At 72.1% G+C, this 20,112-nt stretch carries 18 protein-coding genes; 9 read left to right on the top strand and 9 right to left on the bottom strand.

What is annotated here, in order from left to right:
- The first annotated feature begins 1,036 nt into the window (after positions 1 to 1,036).
- Positions 1,037 to 2,467, top strand: coding sequence for an MFS transporter (locus ACIP5K_RS15405; RefSeq protein WP_401409621.1), 1,431 nt, complete (start codon positions 1,037 to 1,039; stop codon positions 2,465 to 2,467).
- 274 nt (positions 2,468 to 2,741) lie between these two features.
- Here ACIP5K_RS15405 and ACIP5K_RS15410 read toward each other — a convergent pair whose 3' ends face one another.
- From ACIP5K_RS15410 to ACIP5K_RS15425, 4 genes are all read right to left on the bottom strand, one after another.
- Complete coding sequence (locus ACIP5K_RS15410) at positions 2,742 to 4,265, bottom strand: gamma-glutamyltransferase (RefSeq protein ID WP_401409623.1); 1,524 nt, start codon at positions 4,263 to 4,265, stop codon at positions 2,742 to 2,744.
- Between the two features lie 288 nt (positions 4,266 to 4,553).
- Complete coding sequence (locus tag ACIP5K_RS15415; protein WP_401409624.1) at positions 4,554 to 4,760, bottom strand: DUF2180 family protein; 207 nt, start codon at positions 4,758 to 4,760, stop codon at positions 4,554 to 4,556.
- 773 nt (positions 4,761 to 5,533) lie between these two features.
- Positions 5,534 to 6,001, bottom strand: coding sequence for a MarR family winged helix-turn-helix transcriptional regulator (locus ACIP5K_RS15420; RefSeq protein ID WP_401409626.1), 468 nt, complete (start codon positions 5,999 to 6,001; stop codon positions 5,534 to 5,536).
- Positions 5,973 to 7,211 carry an MFS transporter gene (locus ACIP5K_RS15425; RefSeq protein WP_401409627.1) on the bottom strand — a complete coding sequence of 413 codons (1,239 nt, stop codon included), beginning with the start codon at positions 7,209 to 7,211 and terminating at the stop codon, positions 5,973 to 5,975. Before ACIP5K_RS15425 ends, ACIP5K_RS15420 begins: the two co-directional genes overlap by 29 nt.
- 153 nt (positions 7,212 to 7,364) lie before the next feature.
- Here ACIP5K_RS15425 and ACIP5K_RS15430 point away from each other — a divergent pair, with 153 nt between their 5' ends.
- Positions 7,365 to 8,210, top strand: coding sequence for a BTAD domain-containing putative transcriptional regulator (locus ACIP5K_RS15430; protein ID WP_401409629.1), 846 nt, complete (start codon positions 7,365 to 7,367; stop codon positions 8,208 to 8,210).
- Here the strand turns inward: ACIP5K_RS15430 and ACIP5K_RS15435 are convergent.
- From ACIP5K_RS15435 to ACIP5K_RS15455, 5 genes are all read right to left on the bottom strand, one after another.
- Positions 8,176 to 9,408: a class I adenylate-forming enzyme family protein gene (locus ACIP5K_RS15435; RefSeq protein ID WP_401409631.1), complete on the bottom strand. Its 1,233-nt coding sequence runs from the start codon at positions 9,406 to 9,408 to the stop codon at positions 8,176 to 8,178. The genes ACIP5K_RS15430 and ACIP5K_RS15435 overlap by 35 nt on opposite strands.
- 176 nt (positions 9,409 to 9,584) lie before the next feature.
- Complete coding sequence (locus tag ACIP5K_RS15440) at positions 9,585 to 10,118, bottom strand: methylated-DNA--[protein]-cysteine S-methyltransferase (protein ID WP_401409633.1); 534 nt, start codon at positions 10,116 to 10,118, stop codon at positions 9,585 to 9,587.
- 46 nt (positions 10,119 to 10,164) lie between these two features.
- Positions 10,165 to 10,977: an MGMT family protein gene (locus ACIP5K_RS15445; RefSeq protein WP_401409635.1), complete on the bottom strand. Its 813-nt coding sequence runs from the start codon at positions 10,975 to 10,977 to the stop codon at positions 10,165 to 10,167.
- A complete protein-coding gene (locus tag ACIP5K_RS15450; RefSeq protein ID WP_401409636.1) occupies positions 10,974 to 11,561 on the bottom strand; it encodes an RNA polymerase sigma factor in 588 nt (195 codons plus the stop codon). Before ACIP5K_RS15450 ends, ACIP5K_RS15445 begins: the two co-directional genes overlap by 4 nt.
- A gap of 55 nt (positions 11,562 to 11,616) precedes the next feature.
- Complete coding sequence (locus tag ACIP5K_RS15455) at positions 11,617 to 13,305, bottom strand: FAD-binding protein (RefSeq protein ID WP_401409638.1); 1,689 nt, start codon at positions 13,303 to 13,305, stop codon at positions 11,617 to 11,619.
- A gap of 176 nt (positions 13,306 to 13,481) precedes the next feature.
- Between ACIP5K_RS15455 and ACIP5K_RS15460 the strand changes: the two genes are divergently transcribed.
- The 7 genes from ACIP5K_RS15460 (at position 13,482) to ACIP5K_RS15490 (ending at position 20,091) form a co-directional block, all read left to right on the top strand.
- Entirely contained in the window at positions 13,482 to 14,951 is a 1,470-nt protein-coding gene (locus ACIP5K_RS15460) for an MFS transporter (RefSeq protein WP_401409640.1), read from the top strand.
- Entirely contained in the window at positions 14,948 to 15,718 is a 771-nt protein-coding gene (locus ACIP5K_RS15465) for an SDR family oxidoreductase (protein WP_401409642.1), read from the top strand. The genes ACIP5K_RS15460 and ACIP5K_RS15465 overlap by 4 nt, the downstream gene beginning before the upstream one ends.
- A 45-nt stretch (positions 15,719 to 15,763) precedes the next feature.
- Positions 15,764 to 16,405: a cupin domain-containing protein gene (locus ACIP5K_RS15470; RefSeq protein ID WP_401409644.1), complete on the top strand. Its 642-nt coding sequence runs from the start codon at positions 15,764 to 15,766 to the stop codon at positions 16,403 to 16,405.
- A 144-nt stretch (positions 16,406 to 16,549) separates the two neighbouring features.
- A complete protein-coding gene (locus tag ACIP5K_RS15475) occupies positions 16,550 to 17,212 on the top strand; it encodes an O-methyltransferase (RefSeq protein ID WP_401409646.1) in 663 nt (220 codons plus the stop codon).
- A gap of 61 nt (positions 17,213 to 17,273) precedes the next feature.
- On the top strand, positions 17,274 to 18,086 hold the full coding sequence (locus ACIP5K_RS15480; protein WP_401409648.1) for a 2-amino-3,7-dideoxy-D-threo-hept-6-ulosonate synthase: 813 nt from the start codon (positions 17,274 to 17,276) through the stop codon (positions 18,084 to 18,086).
- Positions 18,083 to 19,186 (top strand): 3-dehydroquinate synthase II family protein, encoded by a 1,104-nt coding sequence (locus tag ACIP5K_RS15485; RefSeq protein ID WP_401409650.1) that lies wholly within the window; start codon positions 18,083 to 18,085, stop codon positions 19,184 to 19,186. Before ACIP5K_RS15480 ends, ACIP5K_RS15485 begins: the two co-directional genes overlap by 4 nt.
- Positions 19,183 to 20,091, top strand: coding sequence for a bifunctional transcriptional activator/DNA repair enzyme AdaA (locus ACIP5K_RS15490; RefSeq protein WP_401409652.1), 909 nt, complete (start codon positions 19,183 to 19,185; stop codon positions 20,089 to 20,091). The genes ACIP5K_RS15485 and ACIP5K_RS15490 overlap by 4 nt, the downstream gene beginning before the upstream one ends.
- Positions 20,092 to 20,112 lie beyond the last annotated feature (21 nt).

A 20,112-nucleotide genomic window follows, 5' to 3' on the forward strand; every position in this document is an offset into this window, starting at 1 on the left:
GCGGGACCCCCCGCGCACGCGGGGAGCAGGCTGCGTGAACTGCGGGTTCACGAACCGCTGACCTGATATTCCCTCACTTTCGCCAACTCGGGCAAGGGGCCCACAACGTACTTAACCCCTACCTCGAGCGTCGTCGGCGCGTGCGCGTACCCCGCGAGTGCGAGAGGCAGCCCGATGAGTGCTCCGCGCGTCTCCTCACTGCAAGGTCTCCCTGCGTGAGCGAGGGGAATGGGACCAAGAGGACGGCGCCGCCGGGGGCCAGCGTCACCGTCTCCGCCGGGTAAGGAGCTGGGCAAGGTCGTCACCGAGCGGGCTCCGCGCCGCGTCCGGTCGCCGTGCCCGTTCCGGTCAGCGTCGAGCAGGAGCAGGTGCTTGTCCTTGAGAGCATCCGGCCTGGCCGAGCGGCAAGGTCAGGCGCTCCTCGTCGGCGACACGGCGCACGGGTAGGTCGTAGTGGCGTTCCCAGCGGGTGGTGCGGCGGACGCAGGTCAGGTCACCGGCCGACAGCAGGGACTCGATGCCCTGTTTCACCGGTCCCCAGTTCCAACCGTGCGGCGTTCGTAGAACTGGCCGGCGGCGGCCTGGTGGTACGTCGCTCATGTGCCGGCATGTGCCGGCTTGCGCGTACGGCGCGGGGGTGTCCTGTCGTCCTTGGTGGCAGGTGTGATCCCGCGGACGTGTCGTCTACGCACAACCGCTGCCGGGCGCGCAGGCGAGTCGGTCGGTCCCAGCCGTACCGGGACTGTCGTAGAGGACCAAAGCCCTTTGCGTGGACCCCGAGATTCCCTTTACCCTTTCTGAGTTGTCGATCATTCCCGACCGAGGTGACTCCGATCCGCCAGGCCCAGTAGCCGCTCGTCCAGAGGCTCTCTTCCAGCCGTCCGCCAGCCGCGGACCGCTGCCGCATGCCTCGACGGCGGCGCCCTCACGGCCTGGGCCCGTTGCATCGATCACCGTTTCCTCCTGTCGCGCCGCGCGCGGACAGTGGCCTGCCCGGGCCCGTCCCCGACCGCCGCACGCGAACAGGAAGCACACCATGTTCACCCGCACCCCCCGCCCGGCCGTCCGTGGCCGCAGCAGCACGATCATCCTGGCCGTGGTGCTGATCGCCGAGCTGATGAACGCGCTCGACGCCTCCATCGTCTACACCGCGCTCCCTCTGATCCAGCAGGACACCGGCGCCTCCAGCGCCGCGATGCAGTGGATCCCGGCCGGCTACGCGCTCGCCTTCGCCCTCGGCCTGATCACCGGCGGACGCCTCGGCGACCTGTTCGGCCGTAAACGCGTCTTCCTCACCGGCACCGCCGTCTTCACCCTGGCGTCCCTGCTGTGCGGGATCGCCACCGGCCCGGGCCTGCTGGTGGCGGCGCGCGTCGTGCAGGGTGCCGGCGCGGCGGTGATGGTGCCGCAGGTCCTCGCCACCCTCGCCGTCACCTTCGACGGCCCGTCGCGGGCCCGGGCGTTCGGCCTGTACGGGGTCGTCATGTCGCTGGGCGGAATCCTCGGCCCCGCGCTCGGGGCCCTGCTCACCGCCGCCGACATCGGCGGCCTCGGCTGGCAGATGATCTTCCTGATCAACCTGCCCATCGGCCTGGCCACCCTGGTACTCGGCCGCCGGTTCCTCCCGGAGTCCCACGCACCGCGGGCTCAGCGCCTCGACCTGGTCGGCGTCGTACTCTCGGCTGCCGCGATGCTGCTGATCACCTACCCGCTCACCGTGGGCGGCGAGCAGCACTGGCCCGTCTGGAGTCTGCTCATGGCGGCCGCGGGAGCGCTGCTCCTGGGCGTCTTCGTGGTGCACCAGCGCGCGAAGTCCGCTCGCGGCGGTTCGGCGCTCGTCGCTCTCTCGCTGTTCAGGAACCGGGCGTTCACCGGTGGGCTGGCGGCGCAACTGGTCTTCGGGCTGATGCTCGGCCTGTTCCTGCTGACCTGGGTCCTGTTCATGCAGGACGGCCTCGGCCTCACCCCGTGGCAGTTCGCACCGGCCAACATCGCCATCTCCGTCGGCGGCGTGGCCGGCGCCATGCTCGCCTCCAGGTGGGCCGTCCGTCATCAGCGACGCGTCCCCCAGGCCGGTGCCGTCCTGATCGCCCTCACCCTGGGCGGCTACCAGCTGCTGATCACCCGCCAGGGCGCCGAGCTGCCCTTCGCGGCCGCCGCCGCGCCGATGCTCCTCGTCGGGGTCGGCCTGGGCGCGATCGGCGCCCAGCTGTCCGGGCTCACCCTCGGCCAGGTCCGCGACGACGACGCCGGATCCGCCGCCGGACTGTTCAACACCGCCATGCAACTGGGCACCACACTCGGCCTCGCCGCCGCGTCGTTCGTCTTCTTCGACCACGCCCCCGCAGGCAGCCACGGCGCCACCGTGGCCGACGCCTTCGCCGGAAGCATCTGGTACGTCATCGCCGCCCTGACCGCGATGTGGGGCCTCATGTTCACCCTGCCCAAACCGTCCAGGAACACCTGACCACCAGGCCGGCCCGCCCCGTCCCCGCACCGCCGGAGACGGGGACGGGATGGGGATGGGGATGGGGCCGATGCTGGCACGTTGCTGACAGCAGGGCATCGATACGCCGTTGAGCTTCCCAGCGCCCCAAGTGCCTGGCGTGTGGTGGAGATTCGTCCTCCGGGCGGGTGGAGGAGATCGGCGACGTCCGGCGGGACTGAGGGGGAAGGGGCGGACGTGATAGCGCGCAACCGTGCGGCCCCGCGCGCCGACAGCCCCACCGAGAGCACCGGGTCTAGGCGTGGGCGACGGGCAGGTCGTGCCGGCTGACAGCCACGTAGGTCTCCGGCGTCGCCGCTTCGAGGAGGCTCTCGTCTCTCCGCAGGTCGAGGCGCGGCTCCTGGGGGCGGCGGAGGAGGTCGCTCCAATCGCTCGACGCGGCACGCTCGTAGGCGTGGCGGAGCAGAGGGCGCAGCCGCGGGCGCGCCTCCTCCTGCTGTTCGCGGAAGATGCGCCGATAGGTGAGTCGCTGCTCCTCCTGCGCCTCGTCGCTGAGTTCCAGATCGACGGGCGGCTGGTCCTCGGCGCGCAGTCCCGGGGTGCGTCGGGCGATGGCGAGGTCCTCTTCATGAAGGCGCTCGCAGGCGGCGAACAGCTTCCGGGACATGCCGAGGTGCACCTCCGTACCGGGGATGCGGCAGCTGAGGAAGTCGTCGAGCCCCATGGCGCGGATGCCGGCCCGCACGGTGTGCTGGTCGGCGTCGGACGCCGCTCCGCGGGCGTCGGCCCGCAGCGCGAGGGTGAGGTCGTCGTCCTCCAGCGGGCTGGTCAGCCCCGAGCGCCGGCGGCGGGAGGCACGGTCGGCGGCGACGGGGACCGTGCGCAGCCGCCCTGCGGGTGCCGAGCGCAGAGCCAGATAGGCCAGCATCTGAGCGCGTGCCGCGGCGATGAGCGCGTCGTCGCTGTCGCCGAGACGGTCCTCAGGACTGCCCGGGCCCACTGCCTCGTCGTCCGTACCGGACCCCGCCGGGGCGAGCGGCGGCCTGCCCGGGTGCAGGGCGTGGTCGATCGTGAGGAACAGGTCGTCCTCGAACCGCACCGATGCCCCGACCAGGACGGTGCGGTGCGCGTACGCACCGAGGACCTTGCTGCCGGCCGCGAGCTGCTCCCAGCCCTCGCGGAGCTTCCTGAGCCCCACGTCGCCGCCCTTGGCCTCGATCAGCCAATACAACTGCTCCGTGCCGTGGTGCCCCCACAGGTCGGGCAGCTTCTTCTTCGGGTCCTTGAACGCAGGGAACAGGGCGGGGACGGGACCACCGAGTTCGAGGTGCTCGGTCTGGCCGAGGCCCAGCAGGGAGCGGCAGGCCCACTCGGTCATCGTCATGCCCAGCCGGTACCCGGCGGCGACCTTGGCGCTGCGCTCGGTGCCGTGCGCGTAGACCGGGTTCCAGGTCAGGCGCCGGCCCTGCGCGCCGTCCACGGGATATCGGGGCGTCACGGAGTGCGCGCCGAGGTAGGCGTACAGGGGGGAGACCCGGGCGACGAGTTCCCCGTGGGCGTAGCGCGGCTGGTTCTGAAGGTGCGGGGTGACGTCGCGGCCGACTTCGGTGGCCGCCTTGATGATCTCCCGCCATGTGGTGGTCGGCGCGTACCAGCCGTCGGCCGCGGGGAATCCGTCCGATCCGGTCCACGCCGTGTGCTGCGCCGTCCGCCACTGCCTCCGGGGCTTCTTCGCGGGCCCGCCACGGAACAGGACCGGTACGTCGAAGCTGTCGGCGTACGTCAGCGGAGGCGCGTCGGGGATGTGTGCGGGGATCATGCGGAGCACTCTGGCACGGCACCGGAACCCGCCCGGTGTCGGGTACTGAGCCGTGGGTCGGGTACTGAGCCGTGAGGGGGCTCGGCAGGGCGTGTCGGCTGGCGGTCCGCCATCGGAATGCTGTTGTGGCGAGCCTCCCTCGCGCCGCCGAGCGGCCCGCGCGGGCCGGGATGGTGTCACGCCGTCGAACCGGTCGAACCGGTTGGAGCGGTCGCCTTCGGTGACCGTGCCCCAGCCGGTGCGCCGGGCCCGCGGGTCCGGCCGGGCCCCGCACCGGAAGGGCGCTCGTCAGAGCTGGTGCTCAGCGTCGTGGCAGGTGAAGCAGGTGAGGCGACGGGCCGGTTGCTTGAGGGTGGCCAGGCCCATGCCTTCGTGCCGGTGGATCTCCTGGGCGGTGACCTTGACGTGATCGGGGCAGAGTCCAACGCCGCAGTTGCGGCAGGAGGCGACGGCCGGGGTGATCGTGCCCTGTTGATGACAGTCGTAACAGTTCATGCTTCCTTCTGTCCTCCGGGTCGTTGGCGGATACGGCGCGGTGCACCGGTACGGCGGGTGGAGCCGTTTCTCGCGCCGGCGGCGTGCTCCAGGGGTGCGGGGGGCCGGTGTCCGGGAGCTGGGCCGCGACCACCGCGTGCGTCGGCTCTCCGGCGGTCCGTTCGGGCTCCTTCGGCGGGAACAACCAGTCTTCCCACCAGGAAAGACCGACCATCGTGCCGAGCAGGGCCAGTGGGAGCACTGCCGGAAGCAGGAACACGTACATGGGCGCCGCCCGGACTTCGGTGTCTCGCGCAGGAGTTGAGGCCACAGAGCGTGCCTCGGGTGACGCACCGGAGGGACCAGGGACACCCTGCAAGGAACCGCGAGAAGCGCCTCGCGGTTCCTTGCAGGGTGTCCGCCGTGCTGCGGTGCGACGTCGCGGTGGAAGCGGTACAGCCGGGGGCCGGGGCGGTACTGTCGACATTATCCCCGGCTCGGTGCTTTGCCCAGGGCTGTCAGAACCGGACATCGACAGGGAGTCCAGTTCAGGACCGGCCGGTGAGGTGACCGTCGACCCGTCGACCCGTCGTGCGGTGGCGGGCCATTCCGCTCCGCGCGCAGAGGCACCCGCTCTTCGTCCACCCACAGAGCCGGGACGTGCCGTTCGCGACCCGGTGAGCCCACGGCGACGACGCGTCCAGGGGGCAGGGGTGCCCCGGCGCCGCGGCGCGGGGACGTGCTCGTCCGGACCCGGCGCGGGGTCATGGCCCCGGGTCCCACGGCTCCGGGCGTCACGGACCCGAGCGGCGCAGGCCCTCCGCGAGCAGGGTCATGATCTCGGTCAGCACGTTCCGCTGGGCCGACGAGAGCGGGCCGAGCAGGGCCTGGTGGACGGCCTCGGAGAGGACGGGGGCGGCCTGGCCGAGAACGCGCCCTCCGGCCTCGGTCAGCACCGCGACCTGGCCGCGGCGGTCCTCCGCTGAGTCCTCCCGCCGGACCCAGCCGGCCGCCTCCAGGCGGTTGACGGTCTGGGAGATGCGGGAGGCGCTGACGTGCGCGCCGCGCGCCAGCTCGTTCATCCGTAATCGTGCGTCGGGCGCCTGGGCGAGCAGACTGAGCACGTCGTAGTGGACCGGGCGCATCCGCGCGTCGTGCTGGAGCCGTCGCTCCAGATGGTCCTGCAACAGCCTGGTGGCCTGCCGGTACACCTCCCAGCAGCGCTGCTCCTGCTCAGTGAGCGTGCTCAGGGGGAGCGTCACGTCCTTCTCCAATGGCTGGGCCCGTGCGTACGGGCGGTGGGCTGGGAGTGCGGTGCCGTGCCGAGTGCTGGGCCACGGCCCTCGCCAGGCAGGCGAGCAGCGCGCAGGCGAGGGCGCCCGCCGCGAAGACGGTCCCGTGCAGTCCGCGGCGCAGCAGCTGCGTGCCGACGAGCACGGCCAGGGAGGCGGCGAGCATGGAGGACGCCGCGAACAGCGCCGCCGCCCGCGCCCGGGAGGGCGGCGGCAGCAGGGGCGGCAGCCAGGTCTGGAGTCCGGTGTGCAGCCAGCCCCAGGCGAGTCCGAGGAGCACGGCGCAGCCCAGCACGGCGGACGTGCCCGGCACCAGGGCGATGCCGACGGCGCCCGCCGCGCCGGCGACCCCGCCCGGCCCGGACAGCTGCCGCGGCCTGCGGCGCACGGCCGCGCTGCCGAGCACCCCCGTGGCGTACACCGTCTGCGCCAGGGCTGTCGCCGTGGGGTCGCCGGTCAGGGTGAGGGACGTGCTCAGCAGGGTGGGCAGGGCCAGCAGGCCGACCCCCTCGACCACCCCGACGCCGATGACCACGGCGAAGGCGGTGCCGCGCCCCGGGCCCCCCGACGGGGCGACGGGGAGCGGCGGATGGCGGGCGCCGCTGGTCCGGTCGCGGCTCCCGGCCCCGCCCGTCCGGCCGCCGGTCGCGGCGCCGCGCGTGCCGAGCGCCGCCAGGGCGCAGGAGGCGGCGACCGTCAGATAGGCGAACCGCCACGCGCCGGCCCCCGACGCCAGCGCGCCGAGCAGGGGAGCCGCGATCGCCGCGGCGGCCGTGGCGGCCGTGAGCGCGGCGAAGGCCCGGTGGCGCTCACCGGCCGACGGCGCCGCGTCGCAGATCAGAGCCGTGCAGGGGGGCACCGCGGCGAACGCCGCCCCGGCCGCCGCGCGCAGGACGACCCACCAGCCGGGGCCGGGGCACAACGCGGTGGCGGTGGACGCGCCGGCCGCCAGGAGCAGTCCGGCGCGCAGACCGTGCCGCGGCCCCCACCGGTCCGCCACGGCCCCCCAGACAGGCAGGGCGCAGCCGAAGCCGAGCGAGTAGGCGGCGATGCCGACGGTCACCGTCGACACGTCCGTCCGCCACGCGGCGGCCACGGCTGTGACCAGCGGGCCGGTCAGGCACCAGTCGGCGTTGCCGACGACCGCCGCCCACCGGAACACGGTCTGCCGCTCGGTCATGAGTGACTCGCGTCATTTCTGTTCATCGCCCTGACAAACACCATGTGTGAAGCGTTGGTTGCATGTGGCCAATTTCAGCCATATGTTCGACGGGGAAGTGCTATTGTTTTATGTGGTTGTAAAGTTCTTTGCGCGACCTGATGGAGGTGTTTCATGTTCGGAGATCACGGTCAGAAGCTGGAGATCCGAGTCCTGGGTCATCTCGTGGCTTCCTCCGCCGGACGGCATATGCGGGTGGATCTTGCGCCGAAGCCGAGAACCGTTCTCGCGTTGCTGTGCGGGAATCCGGGAGCCATGATCGCGAACGGGGCGCTGGAGCGCGAGGTGTGGGGAGAGGCCCCGCCGCGGAGCGCCGCACGCAACCTACACACCTATGTGATGCAGGTCAGGAGGATGCTGGAGGGGTTCTGCAGGCTCCCGCGGCAGGTCGTCGCCGACGAGGTCCTGCTGACTTTGCCGGGTGGATATGCAATTGACGACACCTTGGTCGTATCTGATCACACGGCTTTTATTGAACTTGCGGTTAAAGGTCGGTCCCTTTTGCGTGATGGTGAACTCGCGGCGGGTATGGATAAACTTCTGCGCGCCCTGGAGATCTGGCGGGGTCCGGCCTTTTCCGATGTTGCTACGGGCCCCGCTCTCGAAGCCCAGCGCCGCCGACTGAATGAAGCGCGGCTCGGCGTGATCGAAACCCTTTCGGAAGCCCGGGTTTCGGCCGGCCAATATCACGAGGCCATCGCGGACCTGGCCCTGTGCGTACCGGACAACCCCTTTCACGAGGGGCTGCACTTCCAGTACATGCGCGCCCTGGCCCTGTGCGGCGAGCGGGCCCGCGCGCTCAAGGTCTTCAACGCGCTGCGCATCCGGCTCGTCGCCGACCTGGGGATCGAGCCGGGCCCCACCGTGCAGAACCTCCAGCGCCGCATATTGAACTCCGCGGACCTCGACCAGGACCCGTCCCGCCTCACCGCAGGTGTGCCTGCCAGCCACCGGCGGTGAGGACCCGGCCCGCGGTGCGGGCCGCCAGCAGCACGCTCTCCGCGCGCTCGGGCACCCCCACGCGCTCCCGCAGCGGATCGATCCGCCCCCGGATGCGCAGGCCGCCGTTGTCCGGGTCGAACGCGGCGAGGTCCCCGGTGCGCAGCCAGCCCGCCGGACCGGCCGCCTCCGGCAGGAAGGCCGCCGACGAGGCACCGGCGTCCACGTACGGGTTGCGTTCCAGGCGCACCTGCAACTCGCCGTCGACGAGCCGCACCTGACGCCCGGGGGCGATCATGCCGACCGTGTCGGGGCCGAACCAGCCGGTCGGGTCCGCCGCGATGATGCCGGTCTCCGTCGTCCCGTACGCCTGCCCGATCCGCACGCCGTGCCGCTCGGCGAACGCCGTGTGCACCTGCGGCGCGAGCGGAGCGCCGCCGGCCAGCGCCCTGCGGAGCGTGTGGATGCGCAACGCCCTGCCTCCGCGCGCCAGCTGGGCGACCTGCTCCGCGGTGCCGAGGACCGTGTCGACGCCGGAACGCAGGGACGCGCGCAGCAGCGAAGGCAGCGACATGCTCCCCGCGAAGACGGTCGTCGCCCCCACGTCCATGTTGTGCAGCAGCCCGCCGATCAGGTTGAACGAGTGCGCCATCGGGCCGACGACCAGGACCCGGTCCGCCGCCTGGGGCATCCCGCCGGTCCGCCGGAAGGCGTCGAGCTCCGCCCGCAGCGACCGGCCGGTGCGGCCCACCGCCTTGACGCGACCCGTGCTGCCCGACGTCAGCTGGACCAGGACGTGATCGGTGGCGGCCGGCCGGCCCGCGCGCAGCCGCTTGACGAGGATCTCGCACTCGTCGCGGAACTGCCCGCGCCGCGGCGGCGGTGAGCCGAAGGCGATGAAGAACTGCGGGCGGCACCCGTCGAGGAGTCCCACCAGCTCGTCCCCGCGGATCTCCGGGTCGATCAGCAGGACCTGGGCGCCCAGCGACCACAGGGCGAGGATCGACCACAGCTGGGAGAAACTCTGCATGCCGCGCAGCGCGACCGTGCTGCCCGGCCGGATGCCGTGCGCGGCGAACAGCCCTCTCAGCCCGGTCACTTGCAGCCGCAGCTGACCATAGGTGACCACCCGGCCACTGACGGCCCAGGCGGCGGGTGCGGGCTGCCGGGCGACCAGCTCCTCACCCCACCAGCTGACGTCCTCGGCGGTCCTGCGCACGGTACCCACGCGTCCCTCGCTTCGCTGTCGGGAAGGTGCTCCGCCCGTAGAACACCGGGGAGCGGCGAACGGTTGCGACACGCAGATGCGGGGCCGCCCCGGCCGGGGCGGCCCCGCACATCGAAGGAACCGGGGGTCCGGGGGATGTGGCCCCCGGTTCCCGTCCGAAGGCCTCGTCAGAGGCGGTGGGACGCTTCGAGTCGGAGCAGGAACTCCTTGGCCGTGCTCCCTCCGGCATAGCCGCCGATCCGGCCGGACGCCGGCAGGATGCGGTGGCAGGGCTCGATCACGCACAGGGGGTTGGCGCCCAGCGCGGTCCCCACCGCGCGGGCGGCCCCGGCCCGGTCGATGCGGGCGGCCAGCTCCCCGTAGGTGCGGGTCTGCCCGTACCCGGTGAGTTCGGCGAGCGCGGTGACCGTGCGGCGCACGAAGTCGGAGGCGAGACCCAGGTCGACCGGCAGCGAGAAGGCGAACAGCCGGCCGTCGAGATAGGCGTCCAGCTGCCCGCGGGCCTCCTTCAGGAGCGCTCCGCCCGTCTCGCCCGCCCCGTCCGCCCCGTCTGAGCCGTCGGCCCCGGCGCCCAGGCGGCGCCGCACCTCCTCGGGGCTCGCGAACCCGCAGTAGTACACGGCTTCGTCCGAGGCGGCGAGGGTGAGGTCGCCCAGCGGGGTGGGGTGGGTGACGACAGCCGTCTGCTCTGCGATGGGCACGGTGGGTCTCCTGGCGGGGTGTCGAACGTCGGCGGGCGGCATGGGGTCAGACGGTGACGGGACGACAGACGCGACAGGCGCGGTATCCCGCCGCGTTCGCCTCCGACGCGGTGTGGAACGGGCGCTGGTGCGCCACGGTGATGCGGCGGGCGTGGGCACAGGTGGGATGACAGAAGATGCGGGTGGTGTCGCTGCCCAGCAGCAGCGTCCCGCGCCTGCGGTACTCCGCAAGCCGCTCCATGTCGATGCCCTCGGCGTCCCGCATCGCCCGGCCGGCGGACGGCAGATAGGCGGCGTCGAACGGCTCGCCGTTCTCGTCCGTCACGCGGTGGCAGGGGATCAGCAGGACCACGGGATTGTCGCGCAGCGCCTCCGCCACCGCCGCCGGGTCCCGCGCGCCGGCCTCGCGGGCGATCCAGCTGGCGGGACGCAGCTGCCCCCGGGGCACCGTGCGCACCGCCCGCAGGACGGCCTGCCGGTCGGCGGGCAGCGGCCCGAGGTCGATGTCGAGGTTCTTGGCCCGCCCGGTGCGCAGGGCGGTGCGCAGCCCGGGAGCGGGAGCGCTCGCCCGGATCGCGGTGCGCCCGGTCCGGTTCTGGTGCAGTTCCTCGAACATCTCGGTGCTGACGACCATGCTGTCGAGCATCGCGCCGGTGATGACCGCCTGCGGCCGGAAGGCGACGTAGAGTCCGCCGGCGTCCGTGTCCAGGTGGACGTAGCGGTCGTAGCGGTCCTCGGGGATGCCCACCCGTTGCAGGACACGCAGTCCGAAGTCCAGCGGCGCGGGAGATGTGAGGTCGGCCAGCGCTCTCTCCACTTCGGTCTTGGGATGCGGCTGGTTCTGGTTGTCCGTACTCACCTCAACACCTCCTTCGGGGGCGGATCCTCGACTTCGAGCAATGAACGCAGGCTACCGATGCCACGCGACACCTGGGCCTTCACCGTTCCCACCGGGCACCCCTGGACCTCGGCGATCTCGCCATAACTCATTCCGACGACGTGGCGCAGAACGACTGCCACGCGCGGGCTCTCCGGTAATTGGGTGAGGGCCGAGACGAGTCGTCCGCGGTCCTCGGTCGTCGCGGCCCGTTCCTCCGGCCCCGGGCTTCCGTCGGGCCACGCCTGGCAGGCGTCCTCGACGGCCGTCACGGAGACCGGCCTGCGCACACTGGTGCGCACGTGATTGCGCCACACGTTGGCGGCGATGGTCATGAGCCAGGGCCGCGGACGCAGGGCCCGTCGCCGCTCCGGAGCGTAACCGCGCAGTGCGGTGTACGCCCGCAGAAACGTGTCCTGCGCCAGGTCGTCCGCCTCGGCGGCGGAGCCGCAGACGCGGAACAGGAAGGCGCGCACCGCCGAGGCGTGGAGCCGGACGAGTTCGGTGAAGCCGTCGTCCAGGTCCATCGCCAGGCGCTCGGTCAGCTGCTCGGCCATTTCGTCCATCACAGTTCAGAACCCCGTCGTCGTCAAAAGGGTTGCACGGCCCCGGCGGGGAACGTCAGCGGCCGGGGAGCCGGACGGACTGTCGGTGGTGGAAGACGTCCGTCGGGTCCCAGTGCCCCTTCACCCGCTGAAGCCGCGGATAGTTCTCGCCGTAGTAGAGGTCGTGCCAGGGCACCGACGAGGTGTTCCACCGGGAATCCCCCAGGTCGGCGTCGGGATAGTTGACGTAGGCGCCGTCGGCCGCGTCGGTCGGCGCGGGCACGCCCCCGGTCGCGGCGAAGACGTCGCCGTAGGCCGCCCTGATCCAGGACAGGCTCGCCGCCTCCTGCGCCGGGGAGTCCCAGAAGACGCCCCACAGCGCCTTGAACGCCGAGTCCCGGTGCACCGAGGCGGTGGCGTCGCGCGGGACGGCGTTGACCCGGCCGCCGTAGGAGCTGAGCGTGAGGGAGGCCGTCGCGGTGCCGACGTCGGTGCCGGAGAACTGGTCGTACAGGGTGTCCGCCTGCGCGGCGGTGAAGGGGCGCCGCAGGTAGGCGGACTTGAAGTCGCCGTACAGGCTCGGATCGTTCACCAGCGCGTTGGTCGTGCCGAGCAGCCGGGTCGCCCGCATCCACGGCATGCGGCGGGCGGTGTGCAGCCCGGGCAGCGCCGGGTGCTTCCCCACGGCGCGGTCGGCCGCGCCGGTGCGGGCGCGCACCCCGCGGGTCAGCTCCCGCAGGAAGGCGTCGAGGCGGGCCTCGGCGTCCGGCTCCGTGGCGTCCGACTGCACCGTGAGGGAGACCGTCCCCGTCGAGCGGTGGCCGAGCACCAGGTAGCTGCACAGGGAGTCGTAGGGGCCGCCGGGATCGCGGTGCGCCACCTGGAAGCGGGCCCAGTTGTCGAGCAGCCGGGTCACGTCCGCCCGGTCGAGGTCCTCCCACGACCACGACAGGGCGCAGAGCAGCACCTCGCGCGGCGGCGCCGGCAGCAGGTCCGACGGCTCCCCGGCGGCGCCGGGGCTGCGGAAGAGGTAACGGGTCACGAGTCCGAAGTTGCCGCCGCCCCCGCCGGTGTGCGCCCACCACAGGTCCCGCAGCGGACCCTCGTCCTCGCGGGTCGCGGTGACCAGGCGGGCGGTGCCGGAGGCGTCGACCACCACGGCCTCGACACCGAACAGATGGTCCACCACCAGCCCGTCACGGCGGCACAGCATGCCCCAGCCGCCGCCGCAGACGTGCCCGCCCGCCCCGACCGAGAAGCAGATGCCGGCCGGCACGGTCACCCCCCAGCGCAGGTACAGCTCCTCGTACACGTCGAGCAGCCGGGCGCCGGGCTGCACGCCGAACGCGCGATGCGCCGGGTCGTAGGAGACGCCGTTCATCCGGGAGAGGTCGACGACGAGCCGGGCGTCCGGATGGAAGACGAAGTCCTCGTAGCAGTGGCCGCCGCTGCGCACGGACAGCCGCTGCCCGCGGCGCACGGCCCGCTGCACCGCCGCCCGCGCCTGAGCCGCGGTGCCGACCAGGTGCACGGCGTCCGGGGTGGCGGTCCAGCGCTGGTTCCAGCCGCTGACCACCTCGCCGTAGCGCGGGTCGTCGGGGACGACGACCTCGGCCGGCGGCGCGCCGGCCGCGCGGTCCGCGGCGGGGCCCGGCGCGGCGGCGGCCCGCCCGGGGGCGAGCACCGCGGCCGCGCCGGTGCCGAGCGACGCCGCGAGGAGACCGCGCCGCCCGGGTCCCTCGCCCCTCTCCTTCGGTACGCGCATCGGTCGTCTCCCCCTCCCGGCCGTGACCGTCACGGCCGGCATGGACGCTAGCCCTCGGCGGGCGCGCCGGGCACTCGGCATCTTGCGGTCGAATTCGGCTTCGGCGCGGTGGCATGCAACCGCCGCGGCGGCAGCGGTGTTCCACCGGCGTAAGGCAACCGACCGAAGGGGACGTGATGTCCGACTTGGAGGAAATGACCAGCGCCGGGACGGCTGCTCCCGCCGCGCCGGTCCGCATGACGGGGCAGCAGAAGCTCGCCCTGGCGGTGCTGCTGGGCGCTCAATTCATGCTCGCCGCCGATTTCTCCATCTTGACCGTCTCCCTGCCGGTCATCGGTGACTCGCTCGGCTTCTCGCTGGACAGGTTGCAGTGGATCACCACCGGGTTCGCCCTCCCCGCGGCGGGGTTCACCCTGCTGTTCGGCAGGGTCGCCGACCTGTTCGGCCGCCGCAAGGTGTTCCTCTGCGGGATCGCCCTGCTGGCCGCGGCGTCGCTGGTGGGCGGTGTCGCCCAGTCGCCCGGCATGCTGCTGGGGGCCCGGGTGGCGCAGGGACTGGCGACCGCCATCTCCGTACCGTCGGCGCTGGCGCTGCTGACCACCACCTTCCCCGAGGGGCCGCTGCGTCAGCGGGCCCTGGGGCTGAACGGCGCCCTGCTGGGCGGCGGGTTCAGCGCGGGCGCGCTGCTGGGCGGCGCGCTGACCGAGCTGTTCAGCTGGCGCTGGTCCTTCCTGATCAACGTGCCGGTGGCGCTCCTGGTCCTCGTGGGCACCCTCGCGGTGATCCCGGAGGGACGGGCGGCGGTGCGCAGCAGGCTCGACGTGCCGGGCGCCGTCACCGTGACCGCGGGGCTGCTCGCCCTCGTCTTCGGCATCACCACCGCCGGGGAGAAGGGCTGGGGGAGCGTGCAGGCCTACATCTGGCTGGCCGCGGCCGTCGTGCTGCTGGTGGCGTTCTGGTTCGTGGAGCTGCGCAGCCCCAGTCCGCTGGTGCCGGTGCGGGTCCTGAAGCGGCGCACCGTGCGGTGGGGCAACTTCGGTGGCTTCGCGTCGATCGCCATGACCACCGCGACCTCGTTCTCCACCACGCTGTACATGCAGAAGGTCCTGGACTTCCCGGCCTTCACGACGGGTGTGGTGATCGGCCTGCCCGGCCTGCTGACGGTGCTGGGCGGCACGATCGCCCCGCGCCTGCTGGCCCGGATCGGCGCGCCGGCCGTGCTGGCGCTCTCCCTGGTGGTCCAGTGCGTCGGCTACGGGGTGCTGGTCCTGCTGGGTGAGAAGTCGTCCACCGGTGTGCTGCTGGTCCTGCTGGCCCTGTCGGTCGGCTTCTTCGGCCACGCCTACAGCCTCGTGTCCTACATGGTGAGCGCCACCTCCGGGCTCCCCGACGACGAGCAGGGCCTGGCCACCGGACTGACCACGATGAGCATGCAGATCGCGATCACCCTCGGCATCCCGGTGATCAGCGCGGTGATCTCCGCGCGCACCTCCTCGCTCTCCTCGCAGGGCACGGCCACCGACGCGATCCTCGGCGGCCTGCACGCCGGTGTCGTGGTGCTCGCCGCGTTCCTGCTGTTCTCCGCCCTCGTCGTCTGGCTCTTCCTGGGCCGCGGGCGCGCTGCCGCGGAGGCCGATGCCCGATGAGCGGACAGCTGGCAGGGAAGACCGCGGTGGTGACCGGCGCCAGCCGGGGCATCGGCCGGGCGACCGCGATCCGGCTCGCCACGCAGGGCGCGGTCGTCGCCGTGCACTACGCCTCGGACGGGGCCGCCGCGCACGACGTCGTGGACACCGTCCGCGCGCAGGGCGGTACCGCGTTCGCCGTGCAGGCCGACTTCGGCGCCGTCGACGGCCCGGACCGGCTCTGGGCCGGCTACGACGAGAGAATCAAAGAATTCTCCGCCGACGGCCATGTGGACATTCTGGTGAACAATGCGGCGACCTCGGTGCGCGCCACGCTCGAAGAAACCAAGATCGAAGATTACGAGCGTATGTTTGCCGTCAATGTAAGGGCACCCTTTTTCCTCATACAGAAAGGGCTGGACCGATTGCGGGAAGGCTCCGCAATCGTTAATGTTGCGTCCGCCGTGACACGAATGGCGTTCCCGGAGGTCGTGGCGTACGGGCTGACAAAGGGAGCGCTGAACACCTTGACGCTCACTTTGGCCCAGGAGCTGGGCCCGCGCGGAATCAGAGTGAACGCGGTTTCCCCGGGCACGGTCGACACGGACGTCAACGCGAGCTGGCTCCGGCACGACCCCCAGGCGCAGGAGTTCGTCTCCCAGGAGACGGCGCTGCGCCGGGTCGGCCGGCCGGACGACATCGCGAAGGTGATCGCCTACCTGGCGTCCGACCAGGCCGAATGGGTCACCGGACAGGTGGTCGAGGCGAGTGGTGGTGCACGGCTCTGACTGACGGAGGGCGAGACGCTCGCCCCGACGATGAGGAGTACCGGCATGACAGTCGGCCGAGGAGAGGTCTACGAGAACCCGAGGTGCCGCGAGCGGGTGGTGATCAGGACACCCGCGGCGGAGACCGGCGGGCGGCGCACCATCATGGACGTCTACGTGGAACCGGGCGGCGCCGTCTCGGGGGCGCACGTCCACCCCATGAGCGAGGAGCGGTTCACCCTGATCCGCGGCCGGGTCGCCTTCGACGTCGACGGGCGCCGCACGGTCCTCGACCAGGAGGGGGAGAGCATCCTGATACCCCCGGGGGCCAAGCACCGCTGGTGGAACGAGGGCGACGAGCAGTCCCGGCACATCTGTGAGCTGAACGGCCGCGCCGACCGGTTCGAGAAACTCGTGCTGCGTCAGCTGTTCGGTCTCGCGCAGGACGGGAAGACGACCCCCGAGGGCATGCCGCACCTGCTCCAGCAGGCCGTCACCACCCTGGAGTTCCAGGACGTGCTGCGGTTCACCACGCCGGCCTGGCCCGTGCAGCGCCTGCTGTTCGGCGTGCTGGCGCCGGTGGCGCGGCTGATGGGCTACCAGGGGTGCAACCCCGAGTACCTGCACCGCCGGCCCAGCGAGATCGCGGAGCTGGAGCCCCTGCCCGACGAAGTAGCGAAATGGCACTACTCCGAAAACCGAATCTGAAGTTTTTTTCGTAATTCACGGAGCGGCATTCCAGGCTTTCCAGAGCCCTGGAATGCCGCTTCTCGTGTGCCCGGACTTCCGCCCTCCGCTCCTCTGTACCGCTTCTGGTGGGCTTCTATTGAGGGCGGTGGCAGTCTCTTTTCCATGAGGCCGAAACTCGTATCCGAGGCACTGTTCAGCTACATAGTCGAAAACAGTAGTCCGATCGACGAATTTCAGCGGAACCTGATCGAGCGGACTTCTTCCGTCGGCGACCGGTCGCGTATGCAGATCGGCACCCCGCAAGGCACGCTCTTCACCTTCCTCACGCAGATGCTGGCGGCCCGGTCCGTCATCGAGGTGGGCACCTTCACCGGCTACTCGGCCCTGGCGTTCGCCAAGGGGCTGCCGGCGGACGGCCGGATCCTGACGTGCGACGTCAACGAGGAGTGGGCCGCCATCGCGCAGGAGGCGTGGAAGGAGGCCGGCGTGTCGGACCGCATCGAGCTCCGGCTCGGCCCCGCCCTGGACACCCTGCGGGAGCTGCCGCGCACGCCCGAGTGGGACCTGGCGTTCATCGACGCCGACAAGGACAACTACACGGCGTACTACGAGGAGCTGGTGCCCCGCATCCGCCCCGGCGGCGTGATCCTCGTCGACAACGTCCTCTGGTTCTCCACCGTCGTGGACGATCCCGACGGGGAGGGCGCCCCCATGCGCCGGTTCAACGCCCATGTCGCCGCCGACCCGCGGGTGGAGTCGGTGATCCTGCCGATCGGCGACGGCGTCTCACTCGTCCGCAAGAAGGCGGGGGACCGGACTCCATGACCTGGGGACCGGCCGGCCGAGCCTTCCTCGTCCGTCACGCGCCCTCACAAGGGAGTACCTGATGACCACCACCCAACTCACGGGGAAATCACTGCGTCTGGCCAGGCTGTGCGGCCACGGCGACGGACGGTTCCTGTTCGTCCCGCTCGACCACTCGGTGTCGGACGGCCCCATCACCACCGTCCGCGGCTTCGGGACACTGGTCGACGACGTCGTCGCCGGCGGCGCCGACGGCATCGTCCTGCACAAGGGACGGGCCAGGAGCCTCGCCCCCGAACGGCTCGGCGGCTGCTCCTTGCTGGTGCACCTGAGCGCCAGCACCGCCCACGGCCCCGACGTCAACGCCAAGGTGCTGGTCGGCGACGTCGAGGACGCCATCCGGGTGGGCGCCGACGCGGTGAGCGTGCACGTCAACATCGGCGCCGACACCGAGTCCGCGCAACTGGCCGACCTCGGCGCCGTCGCGGCCGCCTGCGACCGCTGGGGCATGCCGCTGCTCGCCATGATCTACCCGCGGGGCCCCCGGGTCACCGACCCGCACGCCCCCGAACTGGTGTCCCACGTGGTCACCATCGCCGCCGACCTGGGCGTGGACATCGTCAAGACGGTGTTCGCGGCGCCCGTGGAGCGCATGGCGGAGGTGGTCGAGAACTCGCCGCTGCCCGTCATCGTGGCCGGCGGCGCCGGCACCACCAGCCTGGCCGACTTCACCGTGGCGGCCCTCGCCGCCGGGTGCAGCGGACTCGCCGTGGGCCGCCGCGTGTTCACCTCCCCCCACCCCCGCGCCACCGTCCTCGAACTCGCCGAGCTGATCCACGGCGTCGGCGTACCCCCCACCCCCTCCACCCCCTCGCGAATGGCAGGTGTGCTGTGAAGCTCAGCTGGATCGACGTGCGTACCATCGGGTCGGCCAAGGAAGCCGTCATCGAAGAGGCCGTGCACGCACGCGTCAGCGGCATCGTCGCCGCGGACCAGGCCGACCTGGAAGGTCTGCCGCCCACCGTGCGCAAGGTCCTCTTCCCCCAGGGAGGCCCGCTGCCCGACGACTTCCCCTCGGCCGACATCGTGATCGTCGAGCCGGACAAGCACGGCGACCCCGCCGAGCTGGCGCTGCGCCACCCGGACGTGGAGTTCGGCCGCTACGTCGAGATCGTCGACGCGGAGACCCTCGAGGACGCCTGCCGTTCCGCACGGACGGACAAGTGGAGCCTGCTCGACTTCCGCGACCCGACCAAGATCCCCCTGGAGATCGTCATCGCGGCGGCCGCCAAGGCCGAGGGCAGCCTGATCACGGTGGCCAAGGACATCGAGGAGGCCGAGATCATCTTCGGCGTGCTCGAACTCGGCTCCGACGGGGTGCTGATGGCGCCCGCCGCGGTCGGCGACGCCACCGGGCTGCGCCGGGCCGCCGAGACGGACGTGCCCGACCTGGAGCTGGTCGAGCTGGAGGTAACCGCCAGCGCCCACGTGGGCATGGGCGACCGGGCGTGCGTGGACACGGCCACCTACTTCCGCGAGGACGAGGGCATCCTCGTCGGCTCGCACTCCAAGGGCATGATCCTCTGCGTCAGCGAGACGCACCCGCTGCCGTACATGCCCACCCGGCCCTTCCGCGTCAACGCCGGGGCGATCCACTCCTACACCCTGGGCCAGGACGAGCGCACCAACTACCTCAGCGAGCTGAAGGCCGGGAGCAAGGTCACCGCCGTCGACATCCACGGCCACACCCGCCTGGTCACCGTCGGCCGCGTCAAGATCGAGAGCCGTCCGCTCATCTCGATCGACGCGGTGGCCCCGGACGGACGCACGGCCAACCTGATCCTCCAGGACGACTGGCACGTCCGGGTGCTCGGCCCCGGCGGGACGGTCCTCAACAGCACGGAGCTCAGGCCGGGTGACAAGGTGCTCGGCTACCTGCCGGTGGCCGACCGGCACGTCGGATACCCGATCAACGAGTTCTGCCTGGAGAAGTGAGCCGGCCGAGCCCGCCGGCCCCCGCGTCCGCCGTCGCCGCCCCGTGGGACCCGCGGGGCGACGCCCTCGACGAGGAGGCCCGGTGGCAGGCGGTCACCCTCAGGGACCGGCGGGCCGACGGAGCCTTCTGCTACGGGGTGCGCACGACGGGGACCTACAGCAGGCCCTCGTGCACCGCACGCAGGCCGCGGCGGGCCAACACCGTCTTCTTCGCCGACGAACGCCAGGCGCTGGCGGCCGGGTTCCGCCCGTGCCGGCGGTGCCGCCCCGAGGCCGGCACCCCGGCCGCGCGCGGCGTCAGGGCGGCGGTCCGCGCCTGCCGGCGCATGGAGGAGCCGCGTCCGCTGCCGGGCCTCGAGGACCTGGCGCGGGCGGTCGGCTTCAGCAGCTTCCACTTCCACCGGCTGTTCACCCGGACCATCGGCGTCACGCCCATGACGTACGTCCAGGCCTGCCGCGCGGACCGCCTCCACCACACCCTGCGCTCCGCACCGACCGTCACCGAAGCCATCTACCGATGCGGGTTCAACTCCACGGGCAACTTCTACGCCCACGCCGACGCACTGCTCGGCATGACCCCCACCGCGTTCCGGAACCAGGGCGAGGGCATGGCCATCCGGTACGCCCTGACCCCCCACGACCGCGGGCACCTGCTCGCCGCCGCCACCTCGAGCGGGGTGTGCGCCGTGCTCTGCGGCCGGGACCGCGCCGCGCTCCTCGCCCAGGTCCGGCACCGCTACCCGGCAGCCCTCGTGCTCACCCCCGACGCCGGCCTGGGCGACCGGCTGGCACGGATCCTGCACCGCCGCCCGCCCGTGGCGAGCGGTGTCCCCGCCGACGTCCGGGAGCGGGCGCTGCACGGCAGGGTCCGCAAGCTCCTCGGCCCGCATGGCCCCACACCGTAGCCGACGTAGGAGAGGCACACG

This window comes from Streptomyces sp. NPDC088785, from assembly GCF_044750685.1.
Classification (GTDB): domain Bacteria; phylum Actinomycetota; class Actinomycetes; order Streptomycetales; family Streptomycetaceae; genus Streptomyces.

Bases quoted from the DNA above. Each gene is read 5' to 3' on its own strand.
- ACIP5K_RS15405 (WP_401409621.1), top strand. From the start codon at position 1,037: ATGTTCACCCGCACCCCCCGCCCGGCCGTCCGTGGCCGCAGCAGCACG.
- ACIP5K_RS15410 (WP_401409623.1), bottom strand. From the start codon at position 4,265: ATGATCCCCGCACACATCCCCGACGCGCCTCCGCTGACGTACGCCGAC.
- ACIP5K_RS15415 (WP_401409624.1), bottom strand. From the start codon at position 4,760: ATGAACTGTTACGACTGTCATCAACAGGGCACGATCACCCCGGCCGTC.
- ACIP5K_RS15425 (WP_401409627.1), bottom strand. From the start codon at position 7,211: ATGACCGAGCGGCAGACCGTGTTCCGGTGGGCGGCGGTCGTCGGCAAC.
- ACIP5K_RS15430 (WP_401409629.1), top strand. From the start codon at position 7,365: ATGTTCGGAGATCACGGTCAGAAGCTGGAGATCCGAGTCCTGGGTCAT.
- ACIP5K_RS15450 (WP_401409636.1), bottom strand. From the start codon at position 11,561: ATGGACGAAATGGCCGAGCAGCTGACCGAGCGCCTGGCGATGGACCTG.
- ACIP5K_RS15455 (WP_401409638.1), bottom strand. From the start codon at position 13,305: ATGCGCGTACCGAAGGAGAGGGGCGAGGGACCCGGGCGGCGCGGTCTC.
- ACIP5K_RS15460 (WP_401409640.1), top strand. From the start codon at position 13,482: ATGTCCGACTTGGAGGAAATGACCAGCGCCGGGACGGCTGCTCCCGCC.
- ACIP5K_RS15465 (WP_401409642.1), top strand. From the start codon at position 14,948: ATGAGCGGACAGCTGGCAGGGAAGACCGCGGTGGTGACCGGCGCCAGC.
- ACIP5K_RS15470 (WP_401409644.1), top strand. From the start codon at position 15,764: ATGACAGTCGGCCGAGGAGAGGTCTACGAGAACCCGAGGTGCCGCGAG.
- ACIP5K_RS15475 (WP_401409646.1), top strand. From the start codon at position 16,550: ATGAGGCCGAAACTCGTATCCGAGGCACTGTTCAGCTACATAGTCGAA.
- ACIP5K_RS15480 (WP_401409648.1), top strand. From the start codon at position 17,274: ATGACCACCACCCAACTCACGGGGAAATCACTGCGTCTGGCCAGGCTG.